Below are 17973 nucleotides of genomic sequence, written 5' to 3'. Positions count from 1 at the left end.
ACGGACCGTCGGCAGGGAGGTTGCCCAGTGACACGAGACGTCCAGCTCTACGAGCTCATGTGCAAGACCTCGCCCCACTGCGAGTTTTTGATCGATCAGGACGGGCGGCTCCGCTACGCTTCGGATTGCTGCTCCCTGCTCGGGATCGAGCAGGGGCGTCCTTTCGACCTGGAGCCCCTGGTCCGCCCGGAGGACCGGCGGACGCTGTCGGCCTTTCTGGCCTCGTTGCGTCTTTCCTGCGAAGCGAACTGGCGCATGTTCTCCGTGATGCTGCCCGGCGGAGGGGCCTGCGAAGCCCTGGTTTGCGGCCGTTGCATCGAAGGGCCGGACCGAACCCCCTGGCTGCGCATGTCCGTGACCGCCCTGGACAGCGAAACCCATCGCCGTCTGGCCTGGACCATGGATACCGTGGACCATCTCACCGGACTGGCCAACCGCGACTACCTGATCAAGCGCATGCTAGAGCTGCGTCACCGCCTGCTGGCCAATCCCGACATCGCCTTTGCCGGCGTGTACGTGGACATAGACCGCCTGAAAAAAATCAACGACGCCTTTGGTCCGGCCGCCGGCGACGCGGTGATCCGCAAGGCCGGCCTGCGCCTGCGCGGCCTGATGCCCGACCAGGCCCTGCTGGCCAGGCTTTCGGGGGACGAATTTTTCGTGCTGCTCGAAGGCCTGTCCCCGCGCGAAGTGGTGCGCCTGGTCAAGCGCATGATCAAGGGCTTGGCCGTGCCCTTCGAGCTGGACGAGCAGGAGGTGCAGCTTTCGGCTGGATTCGGCATGGTGGTCAGCCCCGCCGTGCTCGAAGCCCCGGAAGACATCATCCGCTACGCCAACATCGCCGTGCGCTACGCCAAAAAAAGCCAGCATCGGTTCAAGGTGTTCAACACGTCCATGCTCGAACGCTCCATTCGACGCATGGAGTTGGAGATAGACTTCTACCGGGGGCTCAAAAACGGCGAATTTTCCATGGCCTACCAGCCGATTCTCTCCCTGGACACCCAGGCCCTGACCGGGGTCGAGGCGCTCTTGCGCTGGAATCACCCCAAATGGGGAGAGGTCAAGCCGGCTGAATTCATTCCTCTCGCCGAGGATACGGGGTTTATTCTTCCTTTGGGGCGTTGGGTGCTCGAACAGTCCTGTCGGGACATGTGCGAGCTGATCGCGGCCAATCCCCAGGCGGGCGATTTCTCCATGAGCGTCAACCTGTCCCTGCATCAGCTCCATTTGCACGATATCGTCGATCAGGTCCTGGGAATTCTGAAGGCTACCGGGCTGGATCCTCATCGGCTCAAGCTGGAAATCACCGAAAGCGTGGCCATGACCAACCCCGACCTGGCGGCCGAGCGTATCCGCCAACTCAAGGACGCCGGTGTGCGGGTGTGCATAGACGACTTCGGCACGGGCTATTCGTCGCTCAGCCACCTGCAGTCCCTGCCCATCGACACCCTCAAGGTGGACAAGACTTTCGTGGGCAAGATGGACAGGAACCCCAAAAAACGCAAACTCGTGCGCTCGGTGGTGAACTTGGCCCACAACCTGCGCCTCAACGTGGTGGCCGAGGGCATCGAAATGCGCGAGCAATGGTCCATGCTCAAGGCCCTGGATTGTGAAAGCGGGCAGGGGTTTCTCTTTTCCCGCCCCCTGCCTTTGGACGACGTGCTCAAGTTCCTGGACAAAAAGTCCTAGCCCCTGACGAAAGTTCGGTTAGCCGCATGGGCTGGCCGTGTTGCCTGAAAACGTCAAGGCCTCGGCGGCGAGGAGCGCCGCTTCGGGCTTGACGTTTTTTCGCGCCATGTCGGCGCGGAGTCCCCGCTTTTCGCGCCGTCGCATTCTGTGGCGGGTCGTTTCAGCATCCGTGGCGCCGTCGAGAGCGCGCTGTTCAGGTCCCTCGCGGACAGACGCCGCGTTGCGCGCGTTGTGGTTGTCATGCCCGCGGCCGGGCCTTGCCCAACAAAAAGGCCCGGCCGCTCGAAAAAGCGACCGGGCCTGAGAAGACGAACCGAATCGGCTACTTGCCGGCGGCGTCCAGGTCGGTCTTGCCCAAGACGTCTTGGGCGACGACCTTCACACCCAACTTGTCGTAGAGGAACTGCAGGTAGGTTCCATACAACTCCTCCTGCCGCATGGGCACCAACTGGGAGAACACGCGGGCCTTGTCCTTGTCCCATTCCGCGTCGGTGGGCAAGGTGCGGCCGTCCAGCTTGGCCACCACGTAGCCCTTGGCCACGCCGTAGGCGTCAGGCAGCCAGCCCGGAGCCGCAAGGGAAAACGCCGCTTCGGCCAGCGTCTGGGCCAGACCCAATTCGGGAATGAAACCCTGCCGACCAAAGGGCTTGGTGGTCTTGAACTGGCCCTGGTACTGCTTCTCGACGGCCGCCAGGCCTTCGGGGGTGGCGATCTGGGCCGCCACTTCCTTGGCCTTGGCTTCGGCGAGCTTGAGCGCCTCCTTGGCCACGTAGTCGGCCTTGACCGCGTCGGCGATATCGTCGAACGGCGGGATGGTTTCGGGCTTGGACTCCACCACCCGGGTCAGCAGGAATCCCTCGCCGGCCGTGATGGCCTGGGGAACGACCTTGCCCGATTCCGTGGAGAAAAGCGTGCCCAGGGCCGTGGGCGGCAAGCCCAGGTCGGGCGGCGGGGCCTGGCGAGTGAAAAATCCGGTGCTTTGCACGGCCAGTCCCTGGCTTTTGGCCACCTTGGCCAGATCGGAACCGCCCAGCAGGTCTTCGAGCATCATGTCGGCGGTTTTGCCCACGGTTTCGGTGGCCTTTTCCTCGGCAAGCTCGTTTTTGATGTCGGCCTTGGCTTCCTCGTACGGCGTAACGCCTTCAGCCTTGCGGTCCTGCGCCCAGATGATGTGCAGTCCGTACTGCGAACGCACCGGGGCCGAAACTTCCCCCTTCTTCAGGGCGAAGGCCGCGTTTTCGAATTCGGGAACCATGGTGCCCTTGCCGAACCATCCCAGATCGTCGCCGGTGACGGCAGGCTGGCCGGGGGTGGCGATCAACTTGCTCAGGGGTTCGCCCTTGCGCAGGCGTCCGGCCAGATCGTTCAGGCGCTTTTCCGCCGCCTTCACTTCCTCGGGCTTGGCGTCCTTGGGCAAGAGCACCAGCAGATGGCTGGCCTTGATCATTTCGGGGTGTTTGAACTTGTCCGGGTTGGCGTCGTAATAGGCCTTCATGTCCTGCTCGGTCACCTGGTCGGGTTTGGCCAGGCTGTGCGGAGAGACCTCGATGTATTCGATCTTGATCTCGGCCGGACGTTTGTACTTGGCCTTGTCGGCTTCGTAAAAGGCCTCGAGCTTGTCCTTGGCGACGTCCACCTTGGAACTGAATTCCGATCCCGAAAACTCCAGGTAGCTGACCGTGGCCTGCTCCTTGGTGAAGTCATAGAGGGAGCGGGCTTCCGTTTGCGTGACCCAGGCCGGCAACACCGCGTAGGACACCATCTTCTCGATGAGCATGCTTTCGCGTTGCGCCTGTTCAAAGGCGTCCACGGATTGTCCCAGGGACTTGATCTTTTGTTTGTAGAGTTCGACATCGAACTTGCCCTGGTCGTTCTGAAAGGGCTTGATGCTGGCGATGAAAGCCTGCAACTCGGGCTGCGAAACGGTCACGCCCATCTTTTCGGCTTGATCGAAAAGCAGGGAGCGTCCCACCATTTTGTAGAACACCTGCTGTTTGAGCCCCATGCGCTCCAGGTCTTCCTTGCTGAGGTTGGGATTCTGGGACTGGGCGAGCCGGGCCTGTTCATCCACCTCTTGCAGGAAGTCCTTGATGAGTATGGGCCGATCGCCCACCGTGGCCAGAACGCCTGAGCCGCCGTGGCGACCCATGCCGGATTGGCCGAAGTAGAAAATGAACACGGCGATGATGATGGCGAATACCGCTTTCACGGCCCAGGACTGGGCATGCTGACGCATGTTATCCAACATGAAACGCGCTCCTTGGGGCAGGGATTGTCGGGCCTTGGGCCGAACGAAAAGGCCGGCGGCCGAAGCGCGCGACTTCGGCCGCCGGAAAGTTGACTTGTAAGGATTTAGTTGCCGCTCGCGCCAACCGCGTTGAGCGTACCGCCGACCAAGATAGTGTCGAGTTCCTGGCGGGTCAAATCATTTGTGAGACGGATCTTGGTGGTGCCGTCCACCACGGCGTCCACGGGCTTGCCCGGTTTGATCTTGGACACGGGAATCACCACACTCTGGCCTTCGGCGATCTTGTCGTAATCGGCTTTGTCTTCGAAGAGCAGGGGCAGGATGCCGAAGTTGATGAGGTTGGCGCGGTGGATGCGGGCCAGGCTTTTGACCACCACGGCGGACACGCCCAAATGCTTGGGAGCGAGGGCGGCGTGTTCGCGCGAGGAGCCCTGGCCGTAGTTTTCGCCGCCGACGATCACGCCTCCGCCCATTTCGCGGATGCGGGCCACGAAACCCTTGTCCACGTTGATGAAGGTGTGTTCCGAAATGGCCGGGATGTTCGAGCGCAAGCTCATCACCTGGGACCCGCCGGGGAGGATGTGGTCCGTGGTGATGTTGTCGCCCACCTTGAGGGCCACTTTCTGGTCGATGACCTCGGGCGCGGCCGCGAAACGGGAGAGCGGAGCGATGTTGGGTCCGAGCAGGATCTCCACCCCGGAGCCGTCTTCCGGAGGATACACGAAGAGGTGGCGGATGTTCGGGACCTTTTTGGGCATCTGCACCTTGGCCGGGGGCTCGCCCCAGGTGGCGGGATCGGTGAATTTGCCGTTCAAGGCGGCCTGGGCCGCGGTCTGGGGGCTGACCAGGTAGACCTGGGCGTCCTGGGTGCCGCTGCGTCCTTCAAAGTTGCGGTTGAAGGTCCGCGCCGCCACGCCGGCGGAAACCGGCGAGCCGCCGATGCCGATACACGGTCCGCACGTGCATTCGAACAGACGCGCGCCCGAGTCGAGCAGCGGTTCGAGAAGCTTTTCCGCGGCAAGCATCTTCACCACCAGCTTGGAGCCCGGGGCGATGATGGTGTCGGTGGACGGATCGGTGCGCTTGTCCTTGAGCATGAGCGCGACGGTCTTCAGGTCCGCGTAGGAGGAGTTCGTGCAGGAGCCGATGGCCGCCTGATCGACCTTCAACCCGTCGAGTTCGCGAATGGTCACGGCCAGGTCGGGCATGTGCGGACGGGCGGCCATGGGTTCGAGTTCGTTTAGGTTGATGATCACTTCCTCGTCGTAGGCGGCCGAGGGATCGGCCTTGAGGGGGGTGAAATCCTCTGGACGGCCCATGGCGGTCAGGAATTTTTTGGTCACCTGGTCGGCGGGGAACAGCGAGGCCGTGGCGCCGAGTTCCGCACCCATGTTGGTGATGGTGGCCCGTTCGGGAACGGACAGGGTGGCCACACCGGGCCCGGCGTACTCGAACACTTTGTTCACGCCGCCTTTCACCGTCAGCTTGCCCAACAGATAGAGGATCACGTCCTTGGCCGCGGCCCAGCCGGTGAGTTCGCCATCTAGCCACACGCGCACGACCTGCGGCATGGGGATGAAGTAGGGCTCGCCGCCCATGGCCAGGGCCACGGAGAGTCCGCCCGCGCCCATGGCCAGGCTGCCCACGCCGCCGGCGGTGGGGGTGTGGGAGTCGGACCCGATGAGGGTCTTGCCCGGCTTGGCGAAGTTTTCCAGGTGGAGTTGGTGGCAGATGCCGGTCCCGGGGGGCGAGAACACGGCCCCGTACTTGGCGGCCATGGTGCGCAGGAACCGGTGGTCGTCAGGGTTGCGAAACCCCTGCTGCAGGGTGTTGTGGTCCACGTAGCTGACCGACAGCTCGGTCTTGACCCGGGGCAGGCCCATGGCCCCGAATTGCAGCCAGGCCATGGTGCCCGTGGCGTCCTGGGTGAGCGTCTGGTCGATGCGCAACCCGATTTCGGAGCCGGGCTTCATCTTGCCGCTCATCAGGTGCGCGGCAATGATCTTCTGCGTGATGTTCTTGCCCATGAGGAAGATTCCTTGTGAAAAATGAGGTGGAACCACTTGCCCCGGCTTTTCGCCCGATGTCAAGCCGGGCGGGGGACGCCGAAGCGGACCAGGGAGCGGGGGGAAAGGAGGGGAGAATTGGGGGAGGGAACCTTTTTCAACAGAAGGTTCCCTCCCCAAAACCCCCACCCTCAAAAAAAAATTTAATTGTGGTAAAGTGTTAGGCGCTACTCCAGCTCCAGCACGCGTTTTTTGGTGGACCAGGATCGGGGCCAAACCTTCTGCGCGAAAAGGAGGCCTGCGGCGGGTCGCTTCTTCCCCGAAATGTTTTTCGTTCCGCTACAGCGCACGACGCAGTCGGTTGGCCGCGTTGCGGCGCAGTTGGATTTCGACGTCCAGCCGGAGTTTGTCCTGCCGGACGGCGAAGATTTGCTGCGCGAAGGTCACGCCCGCGTCCAGGTCTTCGCTGTCCATGAGGTGTCGGATTTTGGCCTGGCAGCGGCGCAATTCGTCCTCGAAGGCGAGAATTTCGGATTCGATGCGGGCGATTTCGCGTTGGGGATCGTCGTAGGTATCGGTCATGGAGTGCGCCTCGCGCAAGGAAAAGGGGGAGACGCCGCGTGGCGTCTCCCCCTTGTTGAAGCGGGATCGAAGCGCGGTCTACTGGCCGGAGCCGGAAGCGGCGCGCTGCATCTTGATTTCGACCTTTTCGGTCAGGCCTTCGTAGTAGGCGCGCAGGATGGTGAGCACTTCGTCACGGCCGAAGTGATCGGGCACGGGGGCGCCTTCGGACAGCATCTTGCGCAGCTTGGTGCCGGACAGGATGACGCGGTCGTCCTTGCTGTGCGGGCAGGTGCGCAGGGAGGCCATACCGTCGCACTTGAAGCAATAGAAGGTCCAGTCGATCTTCATGGCCTTGCAGATCAGGGCCTTGCCGGGCTCGACGGCGCAAGCGGCTTCGGGGGTGGCGTAGGGCATACGATCGAAGATCTCTTGAGCTTCGAACATGCCGTAGAAGTCACCAACACCGGCGTGGTCGCGGCCGATGATCATGTTGTTGATGCCGTAGTTCTGACGGAAGGTGGCGTGCAGCAGGGCTTCGCGGGGACCGGCATAACGCATGTCCAGGGGGTAGCCGGCCTGGATCACGTGGTCTTTCACGAAGTACTTTTCGACCAGGGTGTCGATGCACTTCACGCGCACTTCGGCCGGGATGTCGCCGGGCTTCAGGTTGCCGATGAGGGAGTGGATGACCACGCCGTCAACAACTTCGATGGCGATCTTGGCCAGGAATTCGTGGGAGCGGTGCATGGGGTTGCGCAGCTGCAGAGCGGCGACGTTGGCCCAGCCCTTTTTGTCCATCATGTCGCGCAGATCGGCGGGGCGGATGTAAACACCCTTGTACTTTTCGGGGTACTCGGATTCGGACAGAACCTTCACCGGGCCGGCCAGGCAAACGGCCTTCTGCTTCAGAACCATCTGGACGCCGGGGTGGTCTTTCTGAGCGGTTTCCCAGAAGGTGTCGTCGGCGGAGTCGGGGCCGGCGCCCTTGAAGACCTGGTAGCACTCCCACTTCTTCTCTTCGTCGGAGAGGGTGTACTTGTCGGTGACGGTCATGATGGCCATCATCTCGCCTTCGGCGCTCTCAAGAGCGATTTCCTGACCGGCGTTGATGCCGGCGGCGTCTTCGGCGGACACGGACAGGGTGACGGGCACGGGCCAGAAGGTGCCGTCTTTCAGGGTCATTTTTTCACAGACGGACTTCCAGTCGGCCTTGTCCATGAAGTAGGTGATGGGCGAAAAGCCACCAATGCCCATCATGATCAGGTCGCCCTTCTCACGGGGAGAGATGACAACTTTCTTCAGGCCGGCAGCCTTCTTAACGGCCGCTTCACGCTCGGAACCTTCGAGAAGGCAGATGGTAAGACCTTTGCCGCCATGGGGGGGGACCAGTTTGGACATGTGCGTTTCCTCTCCTTAATACGAATAGTTTGATATCGGTCTATGGTACCGTCCGGATACGCTTGGCCGCGATCCGCAGGGTGAAAACGGCTTGCGGCCGGCACTCGCGGAACGTTTGCGGTCAATATCAACGTTCGAGATTGGATATTGTGAAAAAAAAGACGATTTGTCAAGGCGCACTCGAAAAGTTTGTGGCCACATTGGAAAGGGAAGTTTTCAGGCGAGCGACAACGGCTACATCAAGCACTGCCATTAACTTTATATTTTAAGGAATGCCAGAAAGTATGTCCAGAGGAAAGGGTCCGGATTGAAACTTAAACCCGATGGGTTTGCCCGGGAAAGGCTTGATTGCCATGATGGGAAGTGGGGCCGCGTGAAGGCGAATTAAGAGTGGGACACGAACAATTCGAGTGATTGACAAGAAAATGTCGAAAAAACGAATCAAAAGGGAATTATTCGAAAAATAAAGGAAATTGAAGCAGGAGGCGGCGAACGGCGACGCGTCGGGAAATCCGGAATCACGCGGAACACCTTGGTCGGGCGGGATTTTTGAGAAAAACCGGCAGGCGTCTTGAAGAACAAAAGAACGAAGCCGGTCTTGCCACGCGCGGAAGACCTGTGATAGTGGGTTTGCCCACCCGAAAAAAGTGTGAAACGATACTCCCGGCAATTTGAAAATATGTAAGGGAACGGGTGGGTTGAAAGGGTTTGTAATTAATTTCACTTTCAACTTGACGTGCCGGGACGATCTCGTTACATCTCTCACAAGCCGTCCATTCGGACGGTGCTGACGCCGCCAAACCCGGAGCGAGCGGCGGGCGAACGGTCCGGTGATCCCGGCCTCCGGTGATAATCTGACCATGCCCGCAAGACGTTTTTCGTCTTACCGTCCGTCGCGGATAGGGGCTCAATGCCCCCGGCGCGGCGGTTTACGCCCGGCCGAGGCCGGTGCGGTGCGTTTTACCGTGTGGTTGCCTTTAATCCAGAAGTAAACAATCAAAGCGTGGAGGATGTGGGTATGCCTACCTTTGTCGATCCGAGCAAATGTGACGGGTGCAAGGGCGGCGAAAAGACCGCGTGCATGTACATTTGCCCCAACGATCTCATGGTTCTTGATCCGACCGAAATGCGGGCCTACAATCAGGAACCCGACGCCTGCTGGGAGTGCTACTCCTGCGTGAAGATCTGTCCCCAGGGGGCCATTGAAGCCCGGCCTTACGCTGACTTTGCTCCCATGGGCGGCACTTCCGTGCCCATGCGTTCCGCCGATTCCATCATGTGGACGGTGAAGTTCCGCAATGGCAACGTCAAACGTTTCAAGTTCCCCATCCGGACCACGCCTGAAGGCTCCATCAAGCCCTACGACGGCAAGCCCGAACCCGGCGATCTGGACAGCGAACTCCTGTTCACCGAGACCGGGGAGCTGTTCAAGCCCATCGAAGCTCTGGGCAAGAAGTTCGACATCTCCGACGCTGGTACCTCCCAGTGCTGGTTGGACGGCTTCTGCAAATAGCTCGGGGGAGATTCCGGCCGCATGAGCCGGAATTTGATTGCCACATTACGTCAAGCATCAGTAAAGGAGCACAACAATGCCCCGCATTCCTGTGAAAGAAGAGCCGAGAGGCGTTGCCCTTGCCGAACCGGAAGTGATCGAAAAAACCGTTGACATCCTGTTTGTCGGCGGTGGCATGGGCTGCTGCGGCGCCGCGTTTGAAGCCGTGCGCTGGGCCGACAAGGTCGGCGGACTGTCGATCATGCTGGTGGACAAGGCCGCCATGGAGCGTTCCGGCGCCGTCGCGCAGGGTCTCTCGGCCATCAATACCTATCTTGGCAAGAACAACGCCGACGACTACGTGCGCATGGTCCGCACCGACCTCATGGGCCTGGTCCGCGAAGACCTGATCTTCGACCTGGGCCGCCACGTCGACGACTCCGTCCATCTGTTCGAAGAGTGGGGCCTGCCCTGCTGGACGAAGGACGCTGACGGACACAACCTCGACGGCGCCCAGTCCAAGGCCGCCGGCGTGTCCCTGCGCACCGGCGCCGAGCCCGTCCGCTCCGGCCGTTGGCAGATCATGATCAACGGTGAGTCCTACAAGTGCATCGTGGCTGAAGCCGCGAAGAACGCTCTGGGCCAGGACCGTTACATCGAGCGCCTCTTCATCGTGAAGCTGCTCCTCGACGCCAACCAGCCCAACCGCATCGCCGGCGCCGTTGGTTTCTCCACCCGTGAGAACAAAGTCTACATCTTCAAAACCAACGCCATGGTCGTGGCCTGCGGCGGCGCGGTTAACGTGTACCGCCCCCGGTCCACCGGTGAAGGTATGGGCCGCGCCTGGTATCCCGTGTGGAACGCCGGTTCGACCTACACCATGTGCGCTCAGGCTGGCGCCGAGATGACCATGATGGAAAACCGCTTCGTCCCCGCCCGCTTCAAGGACGGTTACGGACCGGTCGGCGCTTGGTTCCTGCTCTTCAAGGCCAAAGCCACCAACTACAAGGGCGAAGACTACTGCGAGACCAACCGCGGCATGTTGAAGCCCTACGAAGATCGTGGCTACGCCAAGGGCCACATCATCCCCACCTGCCTGCGTAACCACATGATGCTGGCGGAAATGCGCGCCGGTCGCGGCCCCATCTACATGGACACCGCCACCGCCCTGCAGACCACCTTCGCCAAGCTCAACGCCGAGCAGCAGAAGCACCTTGAGAGCGAAGCCTGGGAAGACTTCCTCGACATGTGCGTGGGCCAGGCCAACCTGTGGGCCGCCATGAACATCGAGCCTGAGAAGGCCGGTTCCGAAATCATGCCCACCGAGCCTTACCTGCTGGGTTCCCACTCCGGTTGCTGCGGCATCTGGGCTTCCGGTCCCGACGAACCCTGGGTTCCCGACGAATACAAAGTCAAGGCTGACAACGGCAAGGTCTACAACCGTATGACCACCGTGAACGGTCTGTTCACCTGCGCTGACGGCGTGGGCGCTTCCGGTCACAAGTTCTCCTCCGGCTCCCACACTGAAGGCCGTATCGTCGGCAAGCAGTGCGTGCGTTGGTGTGTGGACCACAAGGACTTCAAGCCCGCCATCAAGGAAACCGCTGACGAGCTGAAGAAAGCCATCTACCAGCCCTGGTACACCTTCGAAGAGTTCAAGGGCGTGTCCACCGACCCGGTCATCAACCCGAAGTTCATCTCCCCCAAGAACTTCATGATGCGCCTGATCAAGTGCACCGACGAGTACGGCGGAGGCTGCGGCACCCTGTACACCACGTCGAAGTCGCTTTTGGACACCGGCTTCAAGCTGCTCCGCATGCTTGAAGAAGACTCCGAGAAGCTGGCTGCCCGCGATCTGCACGAACTTATGCGTTGCTGGGAGCAGTTCCACCGCCTGTGGACCGTTCGTCTGCACATGCAGCACATCTCCTTCCGCGAGGAATCCCGCTACCCCGGTTTCTACTATCGCGGCGACTTCCCCGGCCTGGACGACTCCAAGTGGAAGTGCTTCGTGAACTCGAAGTACGATCCCAACACCAAGGAGACCACGGTCTTCAAGCGTTCCTACTATCAGATCATCCCCGAATAACATCGGGATAAACGCGGCCGCGGGCTTTTCAGCCCGCGGCCGTTTCATCAGCCGAAAGCCGGCCGTTTGATCGCAAACGGTCTGAGCCGGGGCGCGCCGGGGCTTGGCGCCCCGGGTCAGGCCGTTTGACCGTGAAAGGTCAAATCCGAGCGAGGGAGGATTACATGTCAAGTAACGCGATACTGGTGGTCGGCGGGGGGTTCAGCGGGATTACCGCCGCCCTTGAGGCCGCCGAATTGGGGTACGAGGTCATCCTCGTGGAGAAAAACCCCTACCTGGGCGGCAGGGTGGCCCAGCTCAACCAATATTTCCCCAAGCTCTGCCCTCCAACCTGCGGCTTGGAAATTCAGTTTCAGCGCATTCGTAACAATCCCAAGGTGAAGGTGCTCACCCTGGCCACCTTGACCAAGGTGACAGGCAAGCCGGGCGATTTCGAAGTGGAAATCACCGTGGCTCCGCGCTACGTCAATGAGAAGTGTACCTCGTGCAACGCTTGCACCGAAGCCGCGGTCACCGAAGTGGAATGTGAGTTCGATTTTGGTCTGGGTAAACGCAAGGTGGCCTATCGGCCCAACCTGAACGCGTTTCCCCAGCGGTATGTTTTCGAGCGTGCGAAATGTTCCGAGGCTGAAGCCAAGTCCATCGCCGCTGCCTGTCCGTACGGAGCCATCGATCTGGAAGACACGACCCGCGAGTTGATTTTCAACGTCGGAGCCGTTGTCTACGCCACCGGGTGGAAGCCGTACGATATGGCCAAGCTGGAGAACCTGGGCGGAGGCAAACTCAAGAACGTCATCTCCAACATGCAAATGGAACGCCTTTGCGCGCCCAACGGTCCTACCGGCGGGTTGCTCATGCGTCCTTCCGACGGCGCCGCGCCCAAACGCATCGCCTTTGTGCAGTGTGCGGGCTCGCGCGACGAAAATCATCTGAACTACTGTTCCTATATCTGCTGCATGGCCTCGTTAAAGCAGGCCTGTTACATTCGTGAGCGTGTTCCCAGCGCCGATGTGACCATCTTCTACATAGATCTGCGCACCCCGGGCCGGTATCAGAAGTTTCTGGAAAAGGTTTCCGCCGATCCCAAGCTTTCCCTGGTCAAGGGCAAAGTTGCGGAGCTGACCGAAACGCCCAATGGTACCGTGCTGGCGACGGTTGAGAATGTGGACTTGGGGCTGAAAAACATTGAGGAATTCGACCTGGTGGTGCTGGCCACCGGCATGCAACCGGCCATCGCCGGCGAAACCCTGCCTGGTTCCGTGTCCGTGGATGAGGAAGGGTTCCTGATCGGCGGCGCCGAATCCGGCTTCATCGCCGCCGGTTGCGCCAAGCTCCCCTTGGACGTGATGCGTTCGGCCCAGTCGGCCACGGGCGCGGCCCTGGGGGCGATTCAAACGGTTGCGGGGAGGTAAGCATTCATGGCCGAAAAGATAGGCGTCTACATCTGCGGAGGCTGCGGCATAGGCGAAGCCGTCAAACTCGACGAAATCGCCACCGCGGTGCAGCGCAAATACGAGCCCCAATGCCCGGTCGTCAAAACCGTCCCCGTATTGTGTTCGCCTGAGGGCAAGTCCGCCATTGAGGCCGACATCAAGGCCCAGGGCCTGGACGGCGTGTGCCTGTGCGCTTGTTCGCCTCGCACCAAGTGGGATGTGTTCTGCTTCGACGGTCCGGTGCAGGTGGAACGGGTCAACCTGCGCGAACAGGCGGTTTGGAGTTACGACAAAGGCGCCGCGGCCGGGGACATGGCCAAAGGCATCAACAACGCCCAGATCATCTGCAACGAATACTCGTTGATGGGTGTCGCCAAGCTGACCAAGTCGAACATCCCCAATCCCGAGGCCGTCGACGCCTGCAAGACCATTTTGGTGCTTGGCGGCGGTTGGACCGGTCTGCACGCCGCCGATGCTGCGGCGTCCTTGGGACACGACGTGGTGCTGGTGGAAAAGGAAGCTGAACTCGGTGGCAAGGCGAAGTCCTTCTACAAGACCTTCCCGCTGAGCTATCCCTACGCCGAAGCGCATGACACCGGCCTTGACGCCCTGATCGGCAAGGTCAAGGCCAACAAGAAGATCCAGGTCATGACCTCCACGTCGCTGGAAAAACTTGAAGGCGCTCCGGGCAAGTACACCGCCATGCTTTCGGGTGGGAAAAACCTTCCCATCGGTGCCGTGGTCCTGGCCGCCGGCTGGACCCCCGGCGACGAAAAGTACCTTGCGCCCTTGGGCCTTGGTTCGGTCAAAAACGTCATCACTAGCACCGAGCTGGAAAAAATGGCCAAAGCCGGCCCCATCACCCGTCCCTCGGACGGGCGCGTGGCGCTGAACGTGGCCTTCCTGCTCGATACCAAAACGTGCACCCAGAAGTCGTGTCCTTCAGACGTGACCCTGGAATGCGACGCGACCCAGGATGCTCCCAAAGATCCGGCTCCCGCCGCTGAGGAAGGGGCTGAAGCTCCTGCGGATCAGTTCTGTGACCTGGAATCTCAGAAGCATCTGGCCATGTCTTCGGAAATCTCCACCCTGGTTGCCCTGAAACAGGCCAACTACGTGGTCGAGCGCAATTCCGGCGCCGTGGGCATGATCTTCTACGATCACATGATGACCCCGGGTATCAATGAGCGGTACTACAAGGCCGCCCAGGACAACCCCTCGGTCATGCTTTCCAGGGCCAAGGTGGAAGGCGTCCGTCAGGGTGCCGGAGACTCGGTTCTCATTGAGCTGGCCGACACTTTGCTCGGCGAGTCCGTGGAGATCGAAGCCGATCTGGTCGTGTTGCCCACGTCCATCGTCCCGGTCACGGCCCACTCTCCCGTGATCAACCTTTCGTATCGGCAGGGGTTGGCTTTCCCCGACCTCGGTCTTTTTGAAGGCTTTGCCGATTCGAACTACATCTGCTTTCCCTACGAGACCCGGCGTACCGGCATCTACGCCGCCGGCGCCGTTCGTCAGCCCATGGGGTTGGCTCTGGCCAAGGAAGACGCCATGGGAGCGGTGCTCAAGGCCATCCAGTGCGTCTCCAGCGCCAACCGCGGCGTGGCCGTGCATCCCCGTTCGGGCGACCGCAGCTACCCGGTGTTCAACTTCGTGCGCTGCACCCAGTGCAAACGGTGCACCGAAGAATGTCCGTTTGGCGCTCTTGATGACGATCCCAAGGGCACGCCCATGCCCAACCCCTCGCGTTGCCGTCGTTGCGGTACGTGCATGGGTGCCTGTCCCGAACGCGTCATCAGCTTCGACAACTACAATATCGACATGATCGGCACCATGATTCGCGAAATGGTCGTCCCGGCCAAAATCGAAGATGGTGGGCCGCGCGTGCTGATTCTGGCTTGCGAAAACGACGCCTATCCCGCTTTGGACATGGCCGCCGTACGCAAGAAAGCCTGGAGCCCCTACGTGCGCATCATTCCGGTGCGTTGCCTGGGGTCGGTCAACGCCATCTGGGTGGCTGACGCCATGAGTAAGGGCATTGACGGCGTGTTGCTTCTGGGCTGTAAGTTCGGCGACGACTATCAGTGCCACTTCGTCAAGGGATCGGAACTGTGCAACCGGCGCAAGGAGAACATCTCCGAATCGCTCAAACGCCTGGGTGTCGAACCCGAGCGCGTGGACCAGCTCCAGGTGGCCATCGACGAATACGATAAGGTGCCCGGCATGATCGACGAATTCATGAACACCATCGTGAAAATGGGTCCCAACCCGTTCAAAGGCTACTAGGAGGCTCAGGATATGACGCAACCGGTCAGAATCACCCCAGACCCGAGCTTCGTCCGGGAGTTGCAAGCCTCCGGCGGGGACTCGCTGAAAAAGTGCTATCAATGTGCCACATGTTCCGTGGCTTGCCCGCTGTCGCCTCCGGTGAATCCTTTCCCGCGCAAGGAAATGATTTGGGCGCAGTGGGGTCTGAAAGACAAATTGATGAACGACATCGACGTGTGGCTGTGCCACAACTGCGGAACCTGTTCGGATATGTGTCCGCGTGGCGCCCGCCCGGGCGACACCTTGGCGGCCATCCGCAACATGACCTACCGCAAGCTGGCCAAACCGTCGATCATTGGCGAATGGATGAGTTCTTCCAAGGGACTTCCCAAACTCATGGCCATCCCCGCCGTTCTGTATGGACTGATCTGGCTCTTCCGCATGGGCTTCAGCATGCCCGAAGGCGATATCGTCTACGGCAAGCTCTTCCCCGGCGACTACACCATTGACCCGATCTTCGGCTTGGTGGCGCTCTTCGTGTTCTTCACGTTCTTCAAGGCCGTGCGGACCATGTGGAACAGCTTCAAGGATGTGCCGCTGATCTTCAATGTCGGCGACACCAACGAAAAACCCACCATTCTTCAGGCGCTGATGGACGTGATCCGCGAGGAAATCGTCACCCACGCCAAGTGGAATGAGTGTGGCAAGGACAATACCGAGCGCTTCAAAGGCCACTGGGCTCTGCTGTTCGCTTTCGTGGCTTTGGCGATCGTTACTGGCATCGTGGCTTTCGGCCACTGGGGTTCCTACGTCCCCGGATTCCATTGGCTGCACGCGATAGGCAACACGCCTATGCCGCAGTGGAGCCCTGTGAAGATTTTGGCCAACGTGGGCGCCGTGCTCATGCTCTACGGTCTGACCATGCTCACTCGGCGTCGCATCAACGCCGATCCGCAGACCTCCACCTCGTCGTTCTACGACTGGTATCTGCTGGGCGTGATCTGGGCCGTCGGTTTGACCGGCTTCGCCAGCGAACTGCTGCGCCTTTCCGGCGTGCGCGGCTTGGCGTATCCCATGTACTACCTGCACCTGATCAGCGTTTTCATGCTTATCGCGTACCTGCCCTGGTCCAAGCTGGGGCACCTGGTCTATCGGACCACGGCCCTGGTGTATGCCCGCGTGTGCGGACGCGTCCCGCTCAAGCGCGACCAAGAAAAGATTTTCGAGATCTAAGGAGGAACTCCAAATGGCTGATACCAAAATCTTCCCGATGAACACCTTCATGTCGTACCTGAAGGGCGTGGACAAGGAAGGCCAGAAGAAGGCTGTCGTCGATTTGGTCGGTTACATGGCCGACACCGCCATCGATGAGGAGTTGGCTCCTTTCGCGGGCGCCATTGCCAAATCGTGGATCTACGAGCAGCATCCCGAGGTCATCAAAATGAGCGCGGCCGAGCTGGCCGCCGCCGGCAAGAACGTGTCCGTGCCCAAGCTGCCCGCCGACGTGCTGGCCGAAGTGAGCGGGCTCTTCAACCGCCTGGCCGACTACAAGACCGCCGCCAACGCCTACAAGGACGAGCTGACCAAGGTGAAGGCCGAGCTGGCTGAAAAGACCGCCGTTCTGGCCGACGTGGAAGCCCGCATGAAGGCTGCCGAAGCCAAGGCGAAGAGCTACGAAGAGTCCGGCAAGGACAAGGGCGAAGAGCTTCTCGTGGCTCCCCTGGGCAAGGTCAACGAGTACATCGGCAAGGTCGACGAGCTGCTCAAGATGATCGAAGATGTGAAAAAGCACGGCGTGGTGACCGTTGCCGCCGGTGGAGCCGCTTCCGCCGAGGGTGGCGCTCCTGCCGCCGAGGCAGCTCCGGTTCAGGATTTCGGTTACGAGGATCCCTTCTCGAAATCCAACTGGTAATTTCTGCCCTGAAAAAGATATCCCTCCAAAAGGGCTCCGGTTCGCCGGGGCCCTTTTTTTATGTCGAAGCACGGGGCCGAGGGTGCGGAGAAAGCGTGGAGCCAGGCTTTGCGGCATGCCATTTCCCACTCGACCAGCCACGATCAGGAAGCGATGGCCCGTCGACCGTTGAAAGAGTCGGTTCGTGTGGGCTCTACAACCTCCTTGCTGACAAGGCTCGAGAAACAGCTCCGTCCGAAACGTAGTGGGAATGTGTGAGAGCTTGACCTTTAATCAATGGCACTTGCGAGAATATGATTAAGCTGCTGGCTGCTTCTCTCCTTGTTTTTGAACCTTGTCATGCCCTTGTGTCGCGTACCGGGGAGACTACCGGGAATCTTGTCCTGCTGAAATGTCGTGTATCGAGTTTTATATTCCCACCGCGCAAACCTTACCGTGATTATTCTCGGTTATTGAACGCTGTGTAAAACGGACGGGCTTGCCTTCGACAGCGGCGATACGTTGGAACAACGCCCCCCCAGCATCCTGGCTGAGTCTGTTATACTAGCGTATTTGGTATAGAGAGGGCGTGAGAGAGCATTTCTTCCTGCCACGGTTTGCTCGACTGGAAACAGGCGGGAGTGCACTGCGTCCACGCAACCAAGCGTGGTGGGCAGGCATGGGGCAGGGTGCGGCATTGCGTTTAAATCGAAAGCACCGGTCCATTCGGATCACGAGGGACGCAACCTCCCTCCTAATGCGCGACGGTACGGCAACAATACACCAGGACGATATTCTTACGAACACGCAGGGAAACATTGCCTGAGTGTTCGTTTTCAACACCGTGTTCCGTGGATGTTTCTGGCTTTGTGTCGCTCGCGAGGTGCGCCGCGAA

Annotated in this window: 11 protein-coding genes; 7 read left to right on the top strand and 4 right to left on the bottom strand. The window is 60.4% G+C overall.

Features of this window, described 5'->3' with window-relative positions; translation table 11 throughout:
• Positions 1–27 precede the first annotated feature (27 nt).
• A complete protein-coding gene (locus ACYQ01_RS06290) occupies positions 28–1689 on the top strand; it encodes a putative bifunctional diguanylate cyclase/phosphodiesterase (RefSeq protein ID WP_459932975.1) in 1662 nt (553 codons plus the stop codon).
• A 322-nt stretch (positions 1690–2011) separates the two neighbouring features.
• Here the strand turns inward: ACYQ01_RS06290 and ACYQ01_RS06285 are convergent, their stop codons facing one another.
• From ACYQ01_RS06285 to sat, 4 genes are all read right to left on the bottom strand, one after another.
• Complete coding sequence (locus ACYQ01_RS06285) at positions 2012–3937, bottom strand: peptidylprolyl isomerase (protein WP_459932974.1); 1926 nt, start codon at positions 3935–3937, stop codon at positions 2012–2014.
• Between the two features lie 104 nt (positions 3938–4041).
• Positions 4042–5964 (bottom strand): aconitate hydratase, encoded by a 1923-nt coding sequence (locus tag ACYQ01_RS06280; protein WP_459932973.1) that lies wholly within the window; start codon positions 5962–5964, stop codon positions 4042–4044.
• A gap of 318 nt (positions 5965–6282) precedes the next feature.
• Complete coding sequence (locus ACYQ01_RS06275) at positions 6283–6525, bottom strand: hypothetical protein (RefSeq protein WP_459932972.1); 243 nt, start codon at positions 6523–6525, stop codon at positions 6283–6285.
• A gap of 78 nt (positions 6526–6603) precedes the next feature.
• Positions 6604–7905, bottom strand: a complete 1302-nt coding sequence (sat, locus tag ACYQ01_RS06270) for a sulfate adenylyltransferase (protein WP_459932971.1) — start codon at positions 7903–7905, stop codon at positions 6604–6606.
• A 1018-nt stretch (positions 7906–8923) separates the two neighbouring features.
• On the opposite strand from sat, the gene aprB reads away from it, so the two are divergent.
• The 6 genes from aprB (at position 8924) to ACYQ01_RS06240 (ending at position 17099) form a co-directional block, all read left to right on the top strand.
• A complete protein-coding gene (gene aprB / locus ACYQ01_RS06265; RefSeq protein ID WP_459932970.1) occupies positions 8924–9418 on the top strand; it encodes an adenylyl-sulfate reductase subunit beta in 495 nt (164 codons plus the stop codon).
• A 76-nt stretch (positions 9419–9494) separates the two neighbouring features.
• Positions 9495–11486 (top strand): adenylyl-sulfate reductase subunit alpha, encoded by a 1992-nt coding sequence (gene aprA / locus ACYQ01_RS06260; RefSeq protein WP_459932969.1) that lies wholly within the window; start codon positions 9495–9497, stop codon positions 11484–11486.
• Between the two features lie 164 nt (positions 11487–11650).
• On the top strand, positions 11651–12898 hold the full coding sequence (locus ACYQ01_RS06255; protein ID WP_459932968.1) for a CoB--CoM heterodisulfide reductase iron-sulfur subunit A family protein: 1248 nt from the start codon (positions 11651–11653) through the stop codon (positions 12896–12898).
• Between the two features lie 6 nt (positions 12899–12904).
• A complete protein-coding gene (locus ACYQ01_RS06250) occupies positions 12905–15205 on the top strand; it encodes a hydrogenase iron-sulfur subunit (protein ID WP_459932967.1) in 2301 nt (766 codons plus the stop codon).
• A gap of 12 nt (positions 15206–15217) precedes the next feature.
• Entirely contained in the window at positions 15218–16420 is a 1203-nt protein-coding gene (gene qmoC, locus ACYQ01_RS06245; RefSeq protein ID WP_459932966.1) for a quinone-interacting membrane-bound oxidoreductase complex subunit QmoC, read from the top strand.
• Positions 16421–16433: 13 nt separating this feature from the next.
• A complete protein-coding gene (locus ACYQ01_RS06240) occupies positions 16434–17099 on the top strand; it encodes a hypothetical protein (protein ID WP_459932965.1) in 666 nt (221 codons plus the stop codon).
• Positions 17100–17973 lie beyond the last annotated feature (874 nt).

The sequence above is a fragment of the Fundidesulfovibrio butyratiphilus genome, from assembly GCF_054657235.1.
The sequence above is the reverse complement of the archived record's forward strand: the minus strand, read 5'-3'. Positions and strand labels throughout refer to the sequence as shown.